The organism is Exercitatus varius (assembly GCF_029577735.1).
In the GTDB taxonomy this organism is placed as follows: domain Bacteria; phylum Pseudomonadota; class Gammaproteobacteria; order Enterobacterales; family Pasteurellaceae; genus Exercitatus; species Exercitatus varius.
The window spans coordinates 394,382-411,566 of the sequence record NZ_JARQTO010000001.1 but is presented as its reverse complement, the minus strand read 5'-3'; the positions used below and the strand labels follow the sequence as shown (position 1 = coordinate 411,566).

General features: G+C 46.1%; 16 protein-coding genes and 1 tRNA gene. 9 read left to right on the top strand and 8 right to left on the bottom strand.

The window, feature by feature from the left end; translation table 11 throughout:
- Positions 1-39: 39 nt before the first annotated feature.
- The 6 genes from P7M01_RS01915 (at position 40) to P7M01_RS01890 (ending at position 4,997) form a co-directional block, all read left to right on the top strand.
- Positions 40-116 (top strand) — tRNA-Val (locus P7M01_RS01915).
- A 147-nt stretch (positions 117-263) separates the two neighbouring features.
- The gene (gene pheS / locus P7M01_RS01910) at positions 264-1,253 is read left to right on the top strand and encodes a phenylalanine--tRNA ligase subunit alpha (protein WP_317477376.1); all 990 of its coding nucleotides are present in this window, start codon (positions 264-266) and stop codon (positions 1,251-1,253) included.
- An 11-nt stretch (positions 1,254-1,264) separates the two neighbouring features.
- A complete protein-coding gene (locus tag P7M01_RS01905; protein ID WP_317480962.1) occupies positions 1,265-1,735 on the top strand; it encodes a hypothetical protein in 471 nt (156 codons plus the stop codon).
- 18 nt (positions 1,736-1,753) lie between these two features.
- On the top strand, positions 1,754-4,141 hold the full coding sequence (gene pheT, locus P7M01_RS01900; protein WP_317480963.1) for a phenylalanine--tRNA ligase subunit beta: 2,388 nt from the start codon (positions 1,754-1,756) through the stop codon (positions 4,139-4,141).
- Between the two features lie 2 nt (positions 4,142-4,143).
- Positions 4,144-4,440, top strand: coding sequence for an integration host factor subunit alpha (locus tag P7M01_RS01895; protein WP_202937588.1), 297 nt, complete (start codon positions 4,144-4,146; stop codon positions 4,438-4,440).
- A 92-nt stretch (positions 4,441-4,532) separates the two neighbouring features.
- Entirely contained in the window at positions 4,533-4,997 is a 465-nt protein-coding gene (locus P7M01_RS01890; RefSeq protein WP_317477379.1) for a C40 family peptidase, read from the top strand.
- A gap of 75 nt (positions 4,998-5,072) precedes the next feature.
- On the opposite strand, the gene P7M01_RS01885 is transcribed toward P7M01_RS01890, so the two are convergent.
- From P7M01_RS01885 to pth, 5 genes are all read right to left on the bottom strand, one after another.
- On the bottom strand, positions 5,073-6,482 hold the full coding sequence (locus P7M01_RS01885) for a basic amino acid/polyamine antiporter (protein ID WP_202937586.1): 1,410 nt from the start codon (positions 6,480-6,482) through the stop codon (positions 5,073-5,075).
- 59 nt (positions 6,483-6,541) lie between these two features.
- Positions 6,542-7,438 carry a homocysteine S-methyltransferase family protein gene (locus tag P7M01_RS01880; RefSeq protein ID WP_202937585.1) on the bottom strand — a complete coding sequence of 299 codons (897 nt, stop codon included), beginning with the start codon at positions 7,436-7,438 and terminating at the stop codon, positions 6,542-6,544.
- Between the two features lie 9 nt (positions 7,439-7,447).
- The gene (locus P7M01_RS01875; protein WP_317482860.1) at positions 7,448-7,894 is read right to left on the bottom strand and encodes a methyltransferase family protein; all 447 of its coding nucleotides are present in this window, start codon (positions 7,892-7,894) and stop codon (positions 7,448-7,450) included.
- 66 nt (positions 7,895-7,960) lie between these two features.
- Entirely contained in the window at positions 7,961-9,052 is a 1,092-nt protein-coding gene (ychF, locus tag P7M01_RS01870) for a redox-regulated ATPase YchF (protein WP_202937583.1), read from the bottom strand.
- 100 nt (positions 9,053-9,152) lie between these two features.
- Positions 9,153-9,737, bottom strand: a complete 585-nt coding sequence (gene pth, locus P7M01_RS01865) for an aminoacyl-tRNA hydrolase (protein ID WP_317477383.1) — start codon at positions 9,735-9,737, stop codon at positions 9,153-9,155.
- A gap of 173 nt (positions 9,738-9,910) precedes the next feature.
- Between pth and P7M01_RS01860 the strand changes: the two genes are divergently transcribed.
- Entirely contained in the window at positions 9,911-10,699 is a 789-nt protein-coding gene (locus tag P7M01_RS01860) for a TatD family hydrolase (protein ID WP_317482859.1), read from the top strand.
- Between the two features lie 53 nt (positions 10,700-10,752).
- Here the strand turns inward: P7M01_RS01860 and nrdG are convergent, their stop codons facing one another.
- The 3 genes from nrdG to ttcA form a co-directional block, all read right to left on the bottom strand.
- Positions 10,753-11,229 (bottom strand): anaerobic ribonucleoside-triphosphate reductase-activating protein, encoded by a 477-nt coding sequence (nrdG, locus tag P7M01_RS01855; protein ID WP_317482858.1) that lies wholly within the window; start codon positions 11,227-11,229, stop codon positions 10,753-10,755.
- 261 nt (positions 11,230-11,490) lie between these two features.
- Positions 11,491-13,617, bottom strand: coding sequence for an anaerobic ribonucleoside-triphosphate reductase (gene nrdD / locus P7M01_RS01850; RefSeq protein ID WP_317482004.1), 2,127 nt, complete (start codon positions 13,615-13,617; stop codon positions 11,491-11,493).
- Between the two features lie 242 nt (positions 13,618-13,859).
- Complete coding sequence (gene ttcA / locus P7M01_RS01845; protein ID WP_317477386.1) at positions 13,860-14,795, bottom strand: tRNA 2-thiocytidine(32) synthetase TtcA; 936 nt, start codon at positions 14,793-14,795, stop codon at positions 13,860-13,862.
- Positions 14,796-15,015: 220 nt separating this feature from the next.
- Here ttcA and mukF point away from each other — a divergent pair, with 220 nt between their 5' ends.
- Both mukF and mukE read left to right on the top strand, forming a co-directional pair.
- Positions 15,016-16,350, top strand: a complete 1,335-nt coding sequence (mukF, locus tag P7M01_RS01840) for a chromosome partition protein MukF (RefSeq protein ID WP_317482857.1) — start codon at positions 15,016-15,018, stop codon at positions 16,348-16,350.
- A gap of 41 nt (positions 16,351-16,391) precedes the next feature.
- Positions 16,392-17,129 (top strand): chromosome partition protein MukE, encoded by a 738-nt coding sequence (mukE, locus tag P7M01_RS01835; RefSeq protein ID WP_202937576.1) that lies wholly within the window; start codon positions 16,392-16,394, stop codon positions 17,127-17,129.
- Positions 17,130-17,185: the final 56 nt, after the last annotated feature.

Genomic DNA, 17,185 nt, shown 5'->3' with positions numbered 1-17,185 from the left:
TATAATTGACCGCACTTTCCGAAATGAATACCTAATATTGCGACTATAGCTCAGTTGGTTAGAGCACCACCTTGACATGGTGGGGGTCACTGGTTCGAGTCCAGCTAGTCGCACCATTTTTCTTGTAAATCCCAAATTTGTCGGTTTGGGATTTTTTATTTTCTAAACTTTACTTTCCACATAAAAAATACGTGATTTTTTAATAAGTTAGTATTATCATTAAGCACATTTCAGATTAATCCATAGGCGAGATAAGGACAGGTATGCAAAACCTTAAACAAATTACAGAACAAGCCCGGGCGGCACTTGACGAATTACAGGATAGAGGCGTTGATGCTTTAGAAAATTTCCGCGTGGAATATTTCGGTAAAAAAGGACATTTCACTCAGTTAATGCAAGGTTTGCGTGACGTTTTACCGGAAGAGCGTCCTGCCATGGGCGCGAAAATTAATGAGGCGAAGCAAGCGATATTAGAAATTCTTAATGCGAAAAAAGAGCAAATCGAACAGGCGGCGATGAATGCTAAATTAGAACAGGAACGTATTGATGTCAGCCTGCCGGGACGTAAAGTGGAAGTGGGCGGATTACATCCGGTTTCTATTACCATCGGACGCGTGACGAAATTTTTCTCCGAATTGGGTTTCAGTGTGGAAAGCGGTCCCGAAATAGAGAGCGATTACTATAATTTCGATGCGTTAAACATTCCGAAACATCATCCGGCGCGCGCGGATCATGACACTTTCTGGTTTAATCCCGAATTATTACTGCGTACTCAAACTTCCGGCGTACAAATCCGTACTATGGAAAAAATGCAGCCCCCAATCCGTATTATGGCGCCGGGGCGGGTATATCGTAACGATTACGATCAAACTCACACACCGATGTTCCATCAAATCGAATTGCTGTATGTGGATAAAAATGCAAACTTTACCGAATTAAAAGGATTGTTGCATGATTTCTTACGCGCATTTTTTGAAGAAGATTTACAGGTTCGCTTCCGTCCGTCTTATTTCCCTTTCACTGAACCTTCGGCGGAAGTGGACGTTATGGGAAAAAACGGTAAATGGTTGGAAGTATTGGGTTGCGGAATGGTACATCCGAACGTATTACGCAATGTGGGCATTGATCCGAACGAATACAGCGGTTTTGCCGTCGGTATGGGGGTCGAACGTTTAACCATGTTACGCTACAACGTAACGGATTTACGTTCATTCTTTGAAAATGACCTGCGTTTCTTAAAACAATTTAAATAGGGTTTTTCCCCATGAATCAATATTCGTTGATTACTCTGATCGCCTGTTTTTTAAGCGGTTCGGTAATGGCTTCCGGTAATACGCAAACATCGGAAGAAACCCGTCCCGTCGCATTTTTGCAGGTGTTGGATGCCAGTGCGACACAGCCGAAACCGATGGAAGGCAATCGGTTTTCCAGAAAGGATAAACGCCGACTTTGTGTGGTTGTGCGAAATGTTGAGATTCAGGAAAACAATCAATTGATTGAAAATATCAAAGCGCCGGCAAAAATTACCATGGAAGCCAATAATGCCAGATTAATTGCCGATACGGACGGCAAAGGTTATCAGGCTGTTTTTGAAATCCCTCATACAGAGATTAAAAATGATGTGATAGTTCAATGTTGGGAATTTGGAAAACAGGATCCTGTCGGTGAATATCATGTCGATGTACAGTTTAATAATGTGGTCTTTAAAAATCTGAAATTTGAAGTCCTTCCGTAATGAATAAGAGAGAATAGAATGAAATTTAGTGAAAATTGGGTGCGTCAGTGGGTTGATCCTGCGATTAACACAGAGCAATTATGCGAACAAATTACCATGTTAGGTCTGGAAGTAGACGGTGTAGAACCGGTTGCCGGCGAATTCAGCGGGGTGGTCGTGGGGGAAGTTGTCGAATGTGCACAACATCCCGATGCGGATAAGTTACGCGTAACCAAAGTTAATGTGGGCGGCGACCGCTTGTTGGATATTGTATGCGGCGCACCGAATTGCCGACAGGGCTTAAAAGTTGCCTGTGCAATGGACGGCGCGGTGTTGCCGGGGAATTTTAAAATTAAAAAAACGAAATTGCGCGGTCAGCCTTCCGAAGGCATGCTTTGTTCTTTCAGTGAATTAGGTATATCGGAAGATCACAGCGGTATTATCGAATTACCGGCGGATGCGCCGATTGGTCGTGATTTACGTAAATATCTTGATTTGGATGATAAAGCAATCGAAATCAGCCTGACGCCGAATCGTGCGGATTGTTTAAGCATCGCCGGCGTGGCGCGGGAAATCGGCGTGGTAAATCGTATGTCCGTCAACGAACCGGTCGTTGACAGTATTGAGCCGACTATTTCGGATAAAATTGCCATTAATGTTTCCGCACCGGAGGCTTGTCCTCGCTATTTATTGCGTTTGGTAAAAAATATCAACGTGAAAGCGGCAACACCGATGTGGATGAAAGAAAAACTTCGTCGCTGCGGTACTCGTTCAATCGATCCGGTGGTGGATATTACCAACTACATTTTGTTTGAATTAGGTCAGCCGATGCATGCTTTTGATGCGACAAAAGTGGTGCAACCGGTACAAGTCCGGATGGCGAAAGAGAACGAAGAACTCGTTCTATTGGACGGTAATACGGCAAAATTACAAAGCAATACTTTAGTTATCGCCGATCAAAACGGTCCGCTAGCAATGGCGGGAATTTTCGGCGGAGCGGCAAGCGGCGTAAATGCCGAAACCAAAGACGTGATTTTAGAATCGGCATTTTTTGCTCCGTTAGCGATTACCGGTCGCGCCCGCCAATACGGTTTACATACCGATGCCTCTCACCGTTTCGAACGCGGCGTGGATTTTCAGTTACAACGTAAAGCAATGGAAAGAGCGACCGCACTTTTATTAGAAATTTGCGGCGGTGAAGCCGGTGAAATTTGTGAAGCGGTCAGCGAACAACATTTGCCTAAATTAAAAGAAGTGCAATTACGTCGTAGCAAATTGGATGCTTTATTGGGGCATCATATCGAAACGGAAACCGTTACCGATATTTTCCACCGTTTAGGATTTGCCGTGCATTATGAAAACGATATGTGGACGGTAACATCGGCCAGCTGGCGTTTCGATATTGAAATCGAAGAAGATTTAATTGAAGAAGTGGCTCGCATTTACGGTTATAACAACATTCCGAATAATGCGCCGTTGGCACATTTAAAAATGCGTGAACATAAAGAATCGGATTTAGATATCGATCGAATTAAGACCGCACTTGTGTCCGCCGATTTTCATGAGGCGATTACATATAGCTTTGTCGATCCGAAGATCCAAAGTTTGTTACATCCGTCCGTTAAACCGTGGGTATTGCCTAATCCGATTTCCAGTGAAATGTCGGCAATGCGCGTTTCTTTATTAACCGGCTTATTGGAAGCGGTGCTGTATAATCAAAATCGTCAGCAAACTCGCGTGCGTTTGTTTGAAACGGGGTTACGTTTTATTCCCGATACCAAGGCGGAATTCGGCGTTCGCCAGGAGTTGGTCTTTGCGGCGGTGATGACCGGTGCAAAATATAACGAACATTGGGCGACCAAATCCGAACCGGCTGATTTTTATGACTTAAAAGGCTATATTGAAAATCTGTTATCCTTGACCGCAATCGGCGATAGAGTTAAATTCGTAGCAAAAGTTTTGCCGGCATTTCATCCGGGGCAATCCGCAGTCTTAATGTTAGATGACGAAGAAATCGGCTGCATAGGTCAGATTCATCCGAGCATTGTGCAAAAATTGGGATTAAACGGTAAAACATTTGCGGCCGAGATTTTAGTTGAAAAAGTTTCTCGACGTAATGTCGCAACGGCAAAAGAAATCTCTAAATTCCCGGCGAATCGTCGTGACCTGGCATTAGTGGTTGCGGATAACGTACCGGCGATTGATATTATTGATGCATGTCGCGCCGTCGGCGGTGAAAAATTGGTAGCAGTGAATTTATTTGACGTTTATCAGGGTTCCGGTGTGGCGGAAGGCATGAAGAGCCTGGCTGTCAGTCTGACTATTCAGGACACGGAAAAAACCTTGGGCGAAGAAGATATTAACGGTGTTATCTCTGCAGTATTAGCCGAATTAAAACAACGCTTTAATGCAACTTTGAGAGATTAATTATGACATTAACGAAAGTCGAAATAGCGGAAAACCTGACGCGAAAACTTGAGCTGAATAAAACCGAAGCGAAAGCGATGGTGGAAAGTTTCTTTGAAGAAATTCGGGCGACGTTGGCTGATGGAAATGATGTAAAATTATCGGGATTCGGTAATTTTGAATTAAGGGATAAAGCCTCCCGTCCGGGGCGAAACCCGAAAACCGGTGAAAATGTGCCGGTTTCCGCTCGTCGGGTTGTGGTGTTTAAGCCCGGCCAAAAATTGCGCGCCCGAGTAGAAAAAGCAAAACTGAAAGGTTAAACGGCAGGCTAAGGATGGCTACCCGGTTAATGGGTAGCTTTTATATTCTTACATGAGGGAATAATATGGGTGTGAAGCGGTTAAAAACATTAATGTTAATAGCGGTGTTAAGCCTTCTGAACGCCTGTTCCACGCTTTCGGAAGAATACGACGGCATTAATTACAAAGGGCAAATCGACGACCCCATTATGGCGATTACGCTGCTAAGCGAACAGCAGCGGGAATGGGCGGGAACACCTTATCAGTTAGGCGGCACCACCAGAGACGGCGTGGATTGTTCCGGTTTTACCCGAACGACCTTTATGGATCGTTTCAATATTTCTCTGCCGCGCACCACCACAGCACAGTCGCAATACGGTAAAAAGGTGCCTAAAGATTTAATTCAAACCGGCGATTTAATCTTTTTCAAAACGGGACGAGGACCGAACGGTTATCACGTGGGAATTTATGTGAAAGATGACAAATTCCTGCATGCATCCACGAAAGGCGGCGTGATTTATTCGTCGATGAATAGCCCTTATTGGCGTAAAGCTTTTTGGCAGGTGCGCCGGATTTAATACGAACCGATAACAAAAGTGCGGTAAAAAAATTTAACGTTTTTTTACCGCACTTTTTGTTTTGCCGCCGTTAAATTAAGCGGCCAACAGATTCGGCAAGCGGTAAACCGCATAACAGAAAATCAAGAAGATGACCGCCAGCACCGTTTTTTCGTAGCCATTAACGTTGAATTTTCCGTGGAAGCGGTGGTTAGAGTAGAGATACAACAGAATCCCCGGTACATACAGCACCACGGAAAGCAACAAATATTGCAATCCCGCCGCATAGACAATCCATAAACCGTAAAGCGACGCCATAAAACCCGTCAATTTCACATACCAGGCGGCGTGAGTTTGGAAGGACAACTTAAACAAATAAGCGCCGATTAAGAAGTACGGAATCAAAATCATCGAAGTGGAAATCAGCAGTAACGTGTTGTAACTTTGCTCGAAAACCAGCACCAGAATTAAACAGAATTGCACGATAAAACCGGTAAACCAGAGAGAATTGATCGGCACTTCATTATCGTTCAATTTATTCAGAATTTGCGGAAACGCGCCGTTTTGTGCGCCGCGATAGGGAATTTCCGAAGAATACATGGTCCAGCTGATGTAAGAGGCTAAAACGGAAACAATCAGGCAAGCGGTAATTATCACTTTGCCGCTTTCGCCCATCATTGCGTCGAGCAACGGCCCCATGGACGGATTCGCCATATCGGCAATGGTTTCTCGCGGCAAAATGCCTAAAGAAAGGACGGTGATCGCCACATATAACGCCAGCGCGATCAGAATGCCCAACACGGTCGCCAAGCCCACATCCGTACGTTTTTTGGCGTGCGCCGACAGCACGGAAGCGCCTTCAACGCCGGTAAACACCCAAAGCGTAATCAGCATGGTATCTTTCACCTGATCGCTTACGCTATTACCCAATGCGGTGGCTTTGATGTCGGATTTGAAAACGTCTGCGTCAAAATAGCAAAATCCGAGCAAAATAAACAATACCAAGGGCGCGACTTTAACAAAAGTTGCCGCCAGATTCACCGCGGCCGCTTCTTTAATACCGCTGGCGATTAACGCATGCACCAGCCAGACGATGACGGAAGCGCCGATAAAGGCCGGAACGGTGTTGCCTTGTCCGAAAATAACTTGCTGTGCCGTGTCCGTAAATACGCCTAAGCCTTCAAACGCCACGGTCAGATAACCGACGATGCCGATCGTGGCGCATAACCAATAACCCCAGGCGGACATAAAGCCCATTAAATCGCCGAATCCCTCGCGGGCGTAGGTGTAAATGCCACCGTCCAGTTCGGGGCGAAGCCGGGAGATAAAGAAAAACGACAATCCGAGAAAGATAATGCCGATGCCGGTAATCAGCCAGCCGATAGAAATGCCTTCGGCGCCCGCCACGGCCGCCATATTTTGCGGAAGACTGAAAATTCCCGAACCGATCATGGAACTTAAAACCAGCGCGGTTAAAGAAAGCAACCCGATTTTTTTATTCGACATAATATTTCCTTATATTGCATGCCCGACCGCAAAAGTGCGGGCGATTTTTCCATGATTTTTTATGAATTCAGCTTATCGGCCAAAACCCGAATATGCTCGACGCCGATACCGCAACAACCGCCGATAATAGATGCGCCTTGCGCTTTCCATTTTTGCGCCCAGCGCAAATACGCCTGCGGATCTAAATCTTTGCGCACTTCGTCTAAACCGTCGTTGGCGGTGGCGTCTTTCGGCTGCGGCGCAAAAGCATTGGCGTAAGCGCCCGTTTTAATGTGAACGGCATGATTTTCGCTCAGAATTTGACGAGTGACATCCAAAGCCCGCTCGATAACTTCAGGCTGACAGCAATTAAATAAAATCGCATCCACACCTAATTCGATCATCTTTTTCACCGCACTTTTGACGCTTTCGCCCGAACGCAACTGCGGTTCCGGCGTCGGCTCGTCATCGGTTAAGGTAAAAGACACCCACAACGGACGATTATCTTTCGGCAATAACGGTTTAACGGAAACCGGCTCGATAATGGCGCTTTGGGTTTCGCACAACCAAATATCCACATGAGGCGATAAACCGTCGATAATCGGCTGAGCGATTTCCGCAAAACGGTCTTTTTCAATGAGATCCGCTCGGTAAGAACCGAACATCGGCGGCAGCGAACCGGCAATTTTTACGGATTTGTTCGAATTTTTGACCGCACTTTTAGCCAGCCGACCGGCCAAATCCGCCAGCATTTTGGCGTCCGCATGAAAACGCTGCTCACCGATATGGAACGGCACCACCGCGTAACTGTTGGTGGTGATAACGTCGGCCCCGCCGGCGATATAATCTTCATGTACCTGTTGCACGGCGGAAGGTTTTTCATACAGCGAGAGAGCCGACCATTCCGGCTGTTTGAACGGCGCGTTTAACCGCATAAGTTCGCGGCTCATGCCGCCGTCGAGAATGGTGATTTGCATAATTTTTCCTTAAATCCATCGTCTGACGGATTGTTTGTATTGTAAAAAAACGCGACCGAATTTGCGTTCAAGCGCTTGTTCTTCGGGTTTAATCTGAAAATAAGTGAGATAAAGGACGAACAAAATGATCACGATAAAACCTAACGGGCTTTCGCGCCAAATTGCCCAGGCGGTAAGCCATATCACGAGGCTGAGATACATAGGATTACGACTTATCCGGAAAATGCCGTCGGTTACCAGCGTTGAACTGCGTTCGGGCGATTGCGGGCTTAACGTGGTTTTCTGTCGCATAAAGGCAAAAAAGCCGGCGGCGGCAAAAACTGTGCCAATCAGCAATAACGCACCGCACAGCCCGATACGGACAGCCGTCGAAAAGGGCAGTGGAAATGCCGGCAAGCAGGCGATAAGCGCAATGCCGAGCAAAAATAAAAACGGAGGCGGAAGTTTAAGTTTCATAAAAAATCACGTTAAAAATAACCGCACTTTAAAGCATTCAAAGTGCGGTCAAAATTTTAAAAGTTTTTAGACGTTGAAACGGAAATGCATAACATCGCCGTCCTGAACAATGTAATCCTTTCCTTCCAAACGCCATTTGCCGGCTTCTTTGGCGCCCGCTTCGCCTTTGTTATCAATGAAATCCTGATAAGCGATGACTTCGGCGCGGATAAAGCCTTTTTCGAAATCCGTGTGAATCACCGCTGCGGCTTTCGGTGCGGTGGCGCCGACGGAAACCGTCCAGGCGCGCACTTCTTTTACGCCGGCGGTAAAATAGGTTTGCAGATTAAGCAATTTGTAACCGGCGCGGATGACGCGGTTTAAACCCGGTTCGTCAATGCCTAAATCTTGTAAAAACTCGGTTTTTTCTTCGTCGTCGAGTTCGGCGATTTCCGATTCGATAGCGGCACAGACCGGCACGACGACGGCACCTTCTTTTTCCGCAATTTCGCGTACGCGATCCAGATACGGATTGTTTTCAAAACCGTCTTCGTTGACGTTGGCGATATACATGGTCGGTTTTAAGGTTAAAAAATTGTAACTCTTAATTGCCTGAAGTTCGTCTTTATCCAAGCCGACGGAACGAATCATGCCGGCGTTTTCCAGAACCGGAAGAATTTTTTCCATCACGGACAATTCAAATTTCGCTTCTTTATCGCCGCCTTTGGCGCGTTTTTGCAGACGCTGAATCGCGCGTTCGCAGCTGTCTAAGTCGGCTAACGCCAATTCCGTGTTGATGGTGTCGATATCGTCCGCAGGGTCGATTTTGCCGGCAACGTGAACGATGTCGTCATTTTCAAAACAACGCACTACATGACCGATCGCGTCGGTTTCACGAATGTTAGCTAAAAATTTATTGCCCAAACCTTCGCCTTTACTGGCGCCCGCCACCAATCCTGCGATGTCCACGAATTCCATCGTGGTCGGCAATACGCGTTCGGGTTTGACGATTTCAGCCAGCGCGTCTAAACGCGGATCCGGCATCGGCACCACGCCGGTATTCGGTTCGATGGTGCAGAAAGGGTAGTTTGCCGCTTCAATGCCGGCTTTGGTTAACGCGTTGAAAAGAGTGGATTTACCGACATTCGGCAAACCGACGATACCACATTTAAATCCCATTTTTTGTTCCTGTTGTAAAATGATGACGCGCATTGTGATGCGGGTCTCGGTTATCAATTCGGCGAACGTTTAACATGCGCGCCGTTAATTTAAAATCCTACTAAGCTTTAAAGCCGTTTAAGCGGTTTGTCGCTTTGGTGACGCCGTCTTTCAGCAGAATTTCCACACAAGCGGCGGCTTCGTCCAGCGCTTTATCAATCAATGCCCAATCATCCGGCGAAGGCTTGCCTAATACGTATGAAGTAACCAGATTTCTGTCGCCGGGATGTCCGATACCCACGCGCAAACGATAAAAATTTTTGCTATTGCCTAATTGGGCGATGGTGTCTTTCAATCCGTTATGTCCGCCGTGTCCGCCGCCTTGTTTAATTTTTGCCACGCCGGGCGGAAGGTCTAATTCATCGTGAGCCACTAAAATTTCTTCCGGCTGAATGCGATAAAAGGAAGCGAGTGCGCCGACGGCTTTGCCGCTTAAGTTCATGAAAGTAGTCGGGACTAAAAAGCGAATTTCCTGTCCGCCGATCAGCGCGCGAGCCGTTTTACCGAAAAATTTGGCTTCGTCTTTCAGGCTAAAATTAAAACGACGGGACAGGCGGTCAATCAGCCATTCGCCGGCATTATGGCGGGTATCCGCATATTTATCGCCGGGATTGCCTAATCCGACGATTAATTTGATTTCAGACATATTAGCTTCCGATTGTCAAAAATAGGGGCGTATTTTAGTTTAAATCCGTATTTTTTTCAATGAGATATTATTGTCGTCAAACTGCGAATGGCCTTGTCGCCCCGAGGTTGCCGGCTACTTTTTCCGTTACCGATATGCTATGCTTTCGGCAAAATTCATTTTAGGGAAATATCATGCCGTTTTTTGATACGCATACGCATTTGGATTATCTGCATCATTTCAGCGGCGAACCGCTGGAATCGTTGGTTCGGTGCGCCGAGGCCGGCGGCGTGGAGAAAATACTGGTGGCGGCGGTTTTGGCGCGGGATTTCAAAACTATCGAAAAAATGACCGCATTTTATCCCGATAATTTACGTTATGGAGTGGGATTGCATCCGCTTTATATTAAAGAGCATAAGCCGTCGGATTTGGATGAATTGGAATGTTATTTGTCACAACGTCACGAAAGATTGACGGCGGTGGCGGAAATCGGACTGGAAAGGGCAAAGCCCGAATTGATGACGGCGGAATTATGGCGCAAACAATGTGATTTTTTCGACGCGCAATTACAGTTTGCGAAACAATTCCGGCTGCCGGTGAATTTACACAGCCGTAAATCTCACGATCAGCTTTTCGCTTTTCTCAAACGCGTTCGCTTGCCGGAATGCGGAGTGGTGCACGGTTTTTCAGGCAGTTATGAGCAAGCCAAGCGGTTTGTGGATTTAGGCTATAAAATCGGTGTCGGCGGCACTATTACTTATGTGCGGGCGAATAAAACCCGGCAGACGATCGCCAAACTACCGCTGGACGCTTTGTTACTGGAAACGGACAGCCCGGATATGCCGGTTTTCGGGTTTCAGGGCCAGCCTAATCGCCCGGAGCGGATTAATCGGATATTTCAGGCGTTATGTGAGTTGAGAACAGAACCGGCGGAAGAAATTAAAGCGGTGATTTGGCAAAATTCGCTGACCATGTTTGCATAACGGTCGATAAATTGAAATTTCTATAAAAGTGCGGTCAAAAATTGAGAAGTTTTTTAAAATTCGTTCGATTTAAAACGGTGTACGATTTGATTCGCCGAGCCCCGCCAGACAAGGCTTGGGTCAGCCTGTTCCTGAATAAATTTTCCGTCTATCAAAACATCGATATAGGGTAGCATTTGGCGTTGATAATCGTCCAATTCTCCCAGCGTATAACCCGTCCAAACCCAAATATCCTTATCGGGACATTCGCTTTTAACCCGTTGAACGAAAGGAAGCAATGTTTCGACGTTACGCGGATGCAGCGGATCGCCGCCGGACAGCGTTAATCCCTGCCGCTTAATCCGCGTGTCTTTGAGATCTTTGATGATTTGCTCTTCCATGGCGTGATCAAAGGGCACGCCGGCGCCGAACGACCAGCTTTTCCGGTTGTAACAGCCCTTGCAGGCATGGGGACAACCGCTCACGAAAAGCGTGCAACGCGTACCTTCGCCGTTTACGATATCAACGGGATAATATTGGAGGTAATTCATTTTCTTTTTTAAAAGCAACAGCTTCCCAATGAAAGAGGATATTTTGTTTAGACGGAAAAATTAAATTTTAAGTCGATAGCAGAAATCAAAAAAACATTCAAAAATTTGACCGCACTTTAAGGCAAAGTGCGGAGAAAATTCCTTCGATTTTGACACGCTTTTTGAACGACATTTTTAAGAAACGCTTTTTCGCGAATTTAAACGTTTTGCGTTAAGCAATTTTGTCGCAAAAAATAAGCGGCAAAATCAAGGGGCTTTCAGTTACATGTGTTTAACCCGGCGTTTCACTTCTTCCTGTTTCCCCGGATTAAACGGGCGGGCGTCCGGACTGCCCAGGTATCCGCAAACCCGGCGGGTGACGGAAACTTTTTCGCTGTCATGATTGCCGCATTTCGGACAGGTAAATCCTTTGCTGGTACATTCAAATTCACCGGTGAAACCGCATTCGTAGCATTCGTCAATCGGTGTGTTGGTGCCGTAATAAGGTACGCGGTCGTAACTGTAATCCCAAACGTCTTCCAAGGCTTTCAGATTGTGCTGAATGTTCGGATATTCGCCGTAACAAATAAATCCGCCGCTCGCCAATGACGGATAAGGCATTTCGAAATCCAGTTTGTCATACGGATTGACTTTTTTCTCCACGTCCAGGTGATAACTGTTGGTGTAGTAACCTTTGTCGGTAACACCGTCGATAATGCCGAATTGTTTGGTATCTAAACGGCAGAATCTGTCACATAAATTTTCACTCGGCGTAGAGTAAAGACTGAACGCGTAACCGGTTTCCTTCGCCCATTCTTTGGTGGCGGAACTCAGTCGTTCTACGATTTTGATGCCTTTTTCGCGCAGCATTTCGTCATCGAAGATATGCCCGTTGTTATAAAGTGCATTAATGGTTTCATGAATACCGATGTAACCCAGTGAAACGGAAGCCCGTCCGTTTTTGAAAATTTGCGCCACATTGTCGTCCGCTTTCAAACGTACGCCGCATGCGCCTTCCATATAAAGAATCGGAGCTACACGAGCTTTGGTATTTTCAAGACGCGCAATACGCGTCATTAAAGCTTTTTTCGCCAGTGCCAAACGCTGTTCGAGAATTTCAAAGAAACGTTTTTCATCATGTTTGGCTTCAAGTGCAATGCGCGGCAGATTTAAACTGACCACACCTAAATTATTCCGTCCGTCATGAATTTCTTGCCCGTTTTCTTCGTATTTTCCTAAGAAACTGCGACAGCCCATCGGCGCTTTGAACGACCCTGTCACTTTTACCACTTGATCATAATTTAAAATATCCGGGTACATCCGTTTTGAAGCACATTCCAGGGCAAGTTTTTTAATATCGTAGTTAGGGTCGGCAGGCGATTGGTTAACCCCTTTCTTTATGGTAAACACAAGCTTAGGAAAGACCGGCGTTTTGTGGTTTTTACCTAAACCGCGAATACGGTTGCGTAAAATGGATTTTTGAATTAAACGTTCCTGCCAACCGGTTCCCAAACCGAAACCGAATGTCACAAACGGGGTTTGACCGTTCGCGGTGTGCAGAGTATTGACTTCGTATTCGAGCGATTGGAAGGCATCAAAGCATTCTTTTTCAATACGCGCTTTTGCGAAGCCTTCGGCATCGGGAATTTGCCATTCTTCGGCGATTTTCAGCAGTTTTTCGTAACTAAGCTGCACATACGGCGCCAACACTTCGTCAATGCGGTTAATGGTCGTGCCGCCGTAAATATGGCTGGCAACCTGAGCAATAATTTGCGCGGTTACGGCCGTTGCGGTTCCGATGGATTTCGGTGGCTCGATTTCCGCATTGCCCATTTTGAATCCTTTGGTCAGCATGCCTTTTAAATCAACCAACATGCAGTTGAACATTGGGAAGAACGGAGCATAATCTAAATCGTGATAGTGGATTTCACCGCGTTCATGGGCGTCAACCACGTCTTTAGGTAACAAATATTGTTTGGCATAGTGTTTCGCGACGATGCCCGCCAACAGATCACGTTGAGTCGGGATGACTTTCGAATCTTTGTTGGCGTTTTCGTTTAACACCGCCATATTGGTTTGTTCAATTAACCCTTCGATTTCCTTGGTTAATTTACTGCGTTTTTCGCGCGCGGAATCGCGATCATGACGATATTCAATGTAAGCACGGGCAACCTGCGGATAAGAACTCGCCATCAATTTATTTTCAACAATACGTTGAATATGGCTGATGTCGATTTCGTTTTGGTAATGTTCGAAAATCTCATCGCAAGCCTGCTGACCGATTTGGTGATAATAACGCTCATCCTGTACATCTACCGCTTTTGCCGCTTTCTTAATGGCATTAATAATACGCTGAATTTCAAAGCTTGAGCGCGATCCGTCACGCTTAATTACATAGAATGAAGTCATAATAGTTACCTATATGTAGTGTTTGTTTGAGGTGGTCTATACTATATATAGATCAAAACAGGAATTCAACAACAATTTAGGTATCTTCATCACAATATCGTGGATATTCGTTCGGATAAAACTACAAGATATAGTGTTAACCCAAGAAATAGCGCCGAATGCGGGCAATCGTTCGGCTAAACGGGAAGTAAGAAAGTGCGGTGAAAATTTTTCATTTTTTTCCCGCACTTAGATGAACAAGATTAATTCACTTCTTTAAAATGAATCAGATTTTCCTCGCTGAAATCCGAAAATTCATCTTCATCAAATTGCGCAAGCGTCGGCAATTCTTCCTTATCAAAAGCGATATCGCCTTCAACGCCGGCTAAGCGTTGTCCTCGACGAATGTTCTTAAAATCAAATAAATTCGCATCGCATAAATGGGATGGCGTCACGTTTTGCATAGCGGAAAACATGGTTTCCAGACGACCGGGATATTGCCGATCCCAAGTATTCAGCATGTCTTTTACCACCTGGCGTTGTAAATTCGGCTGTGAACCGCACAGATTGCAGGGAATAATCGGGAACTGCTTTGCCACCGCATATTTTTCAATGTCTTTTTCTTTACAGTAAGCCAGCGGGCGAATCACGATTTGTTTGCCGTCGTCACTGATTAGTTTCGGCGGCATGGATTTCAATTTTCCGCCGTAAAACATATTCAAAAACAGCGTCGCCAGCATATCGTCGCGATGATGGCCCAAGGCGATTTTGGTGGCGCCCAATTCTGTCGCCGTGCGGTATAAAATACCGCGTCGCAGTCGGGAACAAAGAGAACAGGTGGTTTTGCCTTCCGGAATTTTTTCTTTCACGATGCCGTAAGTGTTTTCTTCCACAATTTTGTAGTCGACGCCGATACTTTCCAAATATTGCGGCAACACGTGTTCGGGAAAACCCGGTTGTTTTTGATCCAAATTCACCGCTACAATATCAAAATGAATCGGCGCACTGAGTTTTAAGTTCAGCAAAATGTCCAGCAAGGTGTAGCTGTCTTTTCCGCCGGACAGACACACCATCACTTTATCGCCTTCTTCAATCATATTGAAATCCGCAATGGCGTTGCCTACGTTGCGGCGTAAACGTTTCTGTAATTTGTTCAGGTTATAAATCTGTTTTTTGGCTTTTTCCGTTTGTTCCGTCATAGCATTTTTCTTTATCAATAAAATGAAAATCCTGCGTATGGTACGGTTTTATTCGGAAAAAGCAACCAAGAAAATGCGAGAAAAGCGATTTGAAAAGGCATAAAGTGCGGGCAAAATTTTGCCTGTTTTTTGTGAAAAATCAAGCTATAAGATCTTTCCGAATTCCTGTATAATCGGCAATATTTTTGTTATTTAAATTCTGTTTTGTGAGAATAATGACATGTCCGAAACATCACAAACTCTTCCCGAACTGGTTTCCTGGGCGCGCGAACGAGAGTTCTCGTTAAGCCTGAATACCGAACGGTTGTCCTATTTGCTGGCAATTGCGTTGTATAACAACGAACGCTTTGACGGCGAAATGCAGGAAAGCGATTTGGTAGATATTTTTCGTCACGTATCGAAGCAATTCGCTCAATCCGAAAACATCGCCACCCGCGCCAATAACGCCATCAACGATTTGGTGAAGCAGCGTTTTATTAATCGTTTCAGCAGCGAATTCACCGAAGGCTTGTCTATTTATCGCCTAACACCGCTGGGCGTGGGCGTGTCCGATTATTATATCCGTCAGCGTGAATTTTCCGCGTTGCGCCTTTCCGTGCAGTTGGCCATTGTTGCCGATGAAATCCAACGGGCTTCCGAAGCGGCGGAAGAAGCGGTGCGACGGGAAGAAGACGAATATTACTGGCGTCGTAACGTATTTGCTCCGTTGAAATATTCCGTGGCGGAAATTTTTGACAGCATTGATTTGTCGCAACGCATCATGGATGAAAATCAACAAAATATTAAAGAAGAAATCGCCGAACTGCTGACCAAAGACTGGCAGGCCGCTATTGCCAGTTGCGAGCGTCTGCTGGACGAAACTTCCGGTAATCTGCGCGAATTGCAGGATACGCTGAATGCGGCGGGCGACAAATTACAGGCGCAATTGTTGCGTATTCAGGATTGTGTCATCGGGCAGAGCGAACTGTATTTCATTGATCAACTTATCGTGGATTTACAGTCCAAACTTGACCGCATTATCAGTTGGGGACAACAAGCGATCGACCTGTGGATTGGTTATGACCGCCACGTACATAAATTTATACGAACGGCGATCGATATGGATAAAAACCGCGTGTTCAGCCAACGTTTACGCCATTCCATTCGCGGTTATTTCGATGCGCCTTGGTTCCTGTGGACGGCGCAGGCGGAACGATTAGTGGATTTGCGCGACGAAGAATTAGCTTTGCGCGACGAAGATGCCCTTGGCGAATTGCCGGAAGAATTAGAATATGAACAGCTTTCTGATTTACATGAACAAATTGTCGAAACCATGCAGGCGTTGTTGATTCATCAGCGCGAACATAATCAGCCAATCGATTTAAGCCTGGTGTTAAAACAACAACTCGACAATTATCCGCTTTCCCGTCATTTCGATGTGGCGAGGATTATCGTGGATCAGGCGGTACGTCTGGGCATGGCGAGTGCCGACTTGTCGGGCGTGTATTCCCAATGGCATGAGATCAACGATTACGGCGCGGAAGTGCAGGCAAATGTAATTGATGAATATAAATAATTGAATGCAGGGCCGGTAAGCCCGCTTACGGAAATATAATTATGAACGAAAATCTTCAAGACTTAATTTCAACCAAATTGGCGGCGGCAATCGCCAATCCGCTGTTTCCTGCGGTAGACAGCCAGTTGCGTTCAGGCAGACACATCGGACAGGAACATCTTGACAACTACGCCTTTCTGGCGGATTTCCAAAACGAGCTGGACGGTTTTTACCGTCGCTATAACGTGGAACTTATTCGCGCGCCGGAAGGTTTTTTCTATTTACGGCCGAAAGCCACCACATTGATTGCCCGTTCGGTATTGAGCGAGCTGGAAATGCTGGTCGGTAAAGTGTTGTGTTATTTGTATCTCAGCCCGGAGCGATTGGCGCAACAGGGCATTTTCAGCGTACAGGAAGTGTACGATGAATTATTAAATCTGGCGGACGAGGCGAAATTGCTGAAAGCCATCAATTTGCGCGCCAGCGGTTCGGATTTGGATAAGCAGAAATTAGCGGAAAAAGTGCGGGCGGCAATCGGACGCCTGCGCCGGCTGGGGATGTTGCATACGGTCGGCGAACAAAACAGCGGGAAATTTACCATTTCCGAATCCGTATTCCGTTTCGGCGCGGAAGTGCGAGCCGGAGACGATCCGCGCGAAGCGCAATTACGTTTAATCCGCGACGGGGAAGCGGCGACGCCTGAATCGCTTGCCGCAGAAAAGAACGCGGCGGAAGATGAAAGTGCGGTGGAAAATGAAGAAGATTTTGAAGATGACGATAATCAAGAAGGAGCGGAATAATGGCGGATTTTGAATTAGAGCAAGATGTGCTGGAAACCGAAGCGGTCGTAGAACAG